Annotated in this window: 1 protein-coding gene; it reads left to right on the top strand. The window is 78.5% G+C overall.

Annotated features, from left to right (window positions below):
- On the top strand, nucleotides 1–3,656 hold a 3,656-nt coding region (locus E1258_RS30945), incomplete at both ends, for a type I polyketide synthase (protein ID WP_132407332.1).

Genomic DNA, 3,656 nt, shown 5'->3' with positions numbered 1-3,656 from the left:
CTGTTGGAGGCGTCCTGGGAGGCGCTGGAGCGGTCCGGGATCGACCCGCACAGCCTGCGCGGCTCGCGGACCGGGGTGTACGTCGGCGCGGCCCACCAGGGGTACGCGGCCGACGCCGGCCAGGTGCCCGAGGGCTCGGAGGGCTTCCGGCTGACCGGCAGCGCCGACGCCGTTCTGTCCGGACGGATCTCGTACCTGTTCGGGCTGGAGGGTCCGGCGCTGACCGTCGAGACGGCCTGCTCGTCTTCCCTGGTGGCGGTGCACCTCGCGGTGCAGGCGCTGCGCCGGGGCGAGTGCGGGCTCGCGCTGGCCGGCGGGGTCGCGGTGATGTCGGACCCGGCGGCGTTCGTGGAGTTCTCCCGGCAGCGGGGCCTCGCGGCGGACGGGCGCTGCCGGGCGTTCGGGGCGGGCGCGGACGGCACCGGATGGGCGGAGGGCGTCGGCGTCCTGGTCCTGCAACGGCTCTGCGACGCGGTCCGCGACGGCCGCTGGGTGCTGGGCGTGATCCGGGGCTCGGCCGTCAACCAGGACGGGGCCAGCAACGGGCTGACCGCCCCGAGCGGCCCCGCCCAGCAGCGCGTCATCCGGCAGGCGCTGACCGACGCCCGGCTCGGCGCCGACCAGATCGACGCGGTCGAGGCGCACGGCACCGGCACCCGGCTCGGCGACCCGATCGAGGCGCAGGCGCTGATCGCCGCCTACGGCGCCGGCCGGGCCCCGGGCCGGCCACTCTGGCTCGGTTCTCTGAAGTCGAACATCGGGCACGCCCAGGCGGCGGCCGGCGTCGGCGGCCTGATCAAGATGCTCCTGGCGATGCGGGCCGGTACGCTCCCGCCCACCCTGCACGCCGACGTCCCGACCCCGCTGGTCGACTGGTCCGCCGGTGTTGTCCGGCTGCTGACCGGGGCGGTGCCCTGGCCGGCGGCGCCCGGGGCGCCCCGCAGGGCCGGGATCTCCGCCTTCGGGGTGAGCGGCACCAACGCGCATGTGATCGTCGAGCAGTCGCCGGTGACCCCGGCCAACCCGGAGCCCCCCACGAGGATCCTGCCGCTGGTGCCGTGGGTGCTCTCCGGCCGGACCGACGCGGCGCTGCGCGCCCAGGCGGGCCGGCTGCGCGCGCACCTGGCCGCGCGCCGCGACGCCGACCCGCTCGACGTGGGGTTCTCCCTGGCCACCACCCGGGCCGCGCTGGAGCACCGGGCGGTGCTGGTGGCCGCCGACTACGACGGCCTGCTCCGCGCCGTCGACGCGCTGGCCGACGGCGAGCCGGCGGCGGGCGTGGTCCGGGGCACGGTACGGCGCGACCGCGCGACCGCGTTCCTCTTCGCCGGGCAGGGCGGCCAGCACGTCGGGATGGCGCGTGAGCTGTACGAGGCGTTCCCCGCCTTCGCCGACGCCCTCGACCAGCTCGCCGTACGGCTGGACCGGCACCTCGACCGTCCGCTGCTGCGGGTGCTCTTCTCCGAGCCGGGATCCGACGACGCCAGGCTGCTCGACGGCACCCGGTACGCGCAGGCCGCCCTCTTCGCCGTCGAGGTGGCGCTGTTCCGGCTGGTCCACGGCTGGGGGCTCCGGCCCGACGTGCTGCTCGGCCACTCGGTGGGCGAACTGGCCGCCGCGCACGTGGCCGGCGTGCTCGACGCCGACGACGCGTGCGCGCTGGTCGCGGCGCGCGGACGGCTGATGGGCGAGCTGACGCCGGGCGGCGCGATGGTGGCGGTCCGGGCCAGCGAGGAGGAGATAGCGCGGCTGCTCGACGGGGACCGGGTCGCGGTGGGGGCGGTCAACGGCCCACGCTCGGTCGTGGTGTCCGGCGACGAGGAGGCGGTGCTCGCCGTGGCCGCCCGGTGTGCCGCTCTCGGCCACCGGACGAGACGCCTGAACGTCAGCCACGCGTTCCACTCCCCGCACATGGACCCGATGCTGGAGCCGTTCCGGCGGGTGGCGCGGGGCCTCACGTACCACGCGCCGACGATCCCCGTGGTGTCGAACGTGACGGGTCGGCTCGCCACCGCCGAGGAGCTGTGCGACCCCGGGTACTGGGTCCGGCACGTCCGCCAGCCCGTCCGGTTCCGGGACGGGGTGCGGGCCGCCCGCGACCGGGGGGTCACCGCGTTCGTCGGGCTCGGCCCGGACGGGGTGCTGTGCGCGCTGGCCGAGGAGTGCCTCGGGTCCACCGAGGACGTCCTGCTGCTGCCGGTCCTGCGCCCCGGCCGGCCGGAGCCCGCCACCCTGCTGGCCGCCCTGGCCGGGGCGTACGCGAGCGGCGCGAATCTGGACTGGTCCCGGGTGTTCGCGGGCACCGGCGCGCGCCGGGTGGAGCTGCCCACCTACGCCTTTCAGCACCGGCGCTACTGGCTGGCGCCGGGCCCGCCGTCAGCCCGCCCCGCCGACGCCTGGCGGTACCGGATCGCCTGGCGGCCCCTGCCGACCGGGCCCGGGACGGCGGCCGGGCCCGGGACCGGGAGCAGGACGGCGACCGGGACCGGGGCGGAAAGTGGCACCGGGGCCCTGCCGGCGGGCGGGTCGTGGCTCCTGGTGGTGTCCGCCCACGGCGGCGTCCCGTCGCTCGCCGACGCCGCCGAGCGGGCCCTGCGCCGAGGCGGCGTCACGGTCACCCGGCTGACGGTGGACGCCGCCGACGCCGGCCGGGCCACCCTCGCCACCCGGCTGGCCGGGGCCGGCGTCGACGGGGACGGCGGACCGGACGGGGTGCTCTCCCTGCTGGGCCTCGACGAGCGGGCGCACCCCCGGTCTGGCCAGGTGCCCGGCGGGGTGCTGGCGACCCTGTCGCTCGCCCAGGCCCTGACCGACCTGCGGACCCCCGCGCGGTTGTGGTGCGTGACCCGGGGGGCGGTGGCCGTGACGCCCGGCGAGTCCCCGTCCGTCGCCGGGGCCCAGGTGTGGGGCCTCGGCCGGGTGGCCGCGCTCGAACTTCCCCGGCCCTGGGGCGGCCTGGTGGACCTGCCGCCCGGCCCGGACGACCGGGACTGGGACGTGCTCCGGCACGCGCTGCACGGCCCGGAGGACCAGGTCGCGGTCCGGGCCGCGGTCGGGTACGCCCGCCGGCTCGTCCCCGCGCCCGCGCCCCGGGCCGAGCGGACCTGGCGCCCGCGCGGCACGGTCCTGGTGACCGGCGGCACGGGCGCGCTGGGCGCGCACACGGCCCGCTGGCTGGCGCGCAACGGCGCCGCGCACCTCGTCCTCACCAGCCGCCGGGGCGGGCAGGCCCCCGGGCTCGCCGCCCTGCGAGCGGAACTGGTCGCGCTCGGGGCCGAGGTGACCGTGGCCGCCTGCGACGTCGCCGACCGGGCGGCCGTGGCCGGCCTGCTCGCCGGGATCCCGGCCGACGCGCCGCTCACCGCCGTGTTCCACGCGGCGGGCGTGCCCCAGGTGTCGGCGCTTCGCGAGACCTCCCCGGAGCTGTTCGCGCAGGTCTGCGCGGGGAAGGTCGCCGGGGCGGTCAACCTGCACGAACTGACCGGCGAGCTGGACGCCTTCGTCACCTTCGCCTCCGCCGCCGGGGTGTGGGGCAGCGGCGGGCAGTGCGCGTACGCGGCGGCCAACGCTGCCCTCGACGCGCTCGCCGAGCGCCGCCGCGCCGCCGGACTGCCCGCGACCTCCGTCGCCTGGGGGGTCTGGGGCGGGCCCGGCAT

Origin of the sequence: Micromonospora sp. KC207 (assembly GCF_004348615.1) — a bacterium.
In the GTDB taxonomy this organism is placed as follows: Bacteria; Actinomycetota; Actinomycetes; order Mycobacteriales; family Micromonosporaceae; genus Micromonospora.
The sequence above is the reverse complement of the archived record's forward strand: the minus strand, read 5'-3'. Positions and strand labels throughout refer to the sequence as shown.